This window comes from Halorubrum sp. Atlit-26R (genome assembly GCF_003666015.1).
Classification (GTDB): domain Archaea; phylum Halobacteriota; class Halobacteria; order Halobacteriales; family Haloferacaceae; genus Halorubrum.
The window spans coordinates 1-487 of the sequence record NZ_QPLT01000442.1; the positions used below are offsets into that span (position 1 = coordinate 1).

Sequence of the window (487 nt, forward strand, 5' to 3'; positions counted from 1 at the left end):
CTCCAGAACACCCGCTCGCTGGTCCCGGGCGGCAGCTACGACTCGCCGTACTGGTACGAGGAGTACGCCGGGCCGCCCCGGGTGTTCTTCGGACACACCGTGCTCGACGAGCCCGTCGTCTCGGAGTGGGCGGTCGGACTCGACACCGGCTGCGTCTACGGCGGCTCGCTCACCGCGTACGACCTCCGCGAGGAGACGCTCACCGCGGTCCCCGCGCTCCGCGGCGGGGTCGACCGGAGCGACGCCAAGGTCGTCGACGTCGCCGAGTTGGGCTGAGATGACCGACCCTGACGACGCGGACGGCGCGACCGACTCCGTGAGCGAACCGGACGCCGACGGGAACGCGGCAGAGCCGTCCGAGGGCGAGCCGGCTGACGAGGACGACGTCGAAAGCGAAGCGGGAGACGACGCAGTCGTCCTCTCGCCGGAGACGTGGCAGCGCGCAGTGCCGCCGCGCACGCCGCCGATCGCGGCCGACCCGCCGCCG

2 pseudogenes are annotated in these 487 nt (G+C 73.3%); both read left to right on the forward strand.

Annotated elements, in window-relative coordinates:
• A pseudogene (locus tag DVK07_RS21360) lies at nt 1–276 on the forward strand (serine/threonine protein phosphatase); the annotation flags it as partial.
• 1 nt (nt 277) lies between these two features.
• Nucleotides 278–487, forward strand: a pseudogene (locus DVK07_RS21365) (hypothetical protein); the annotation flags it as partial.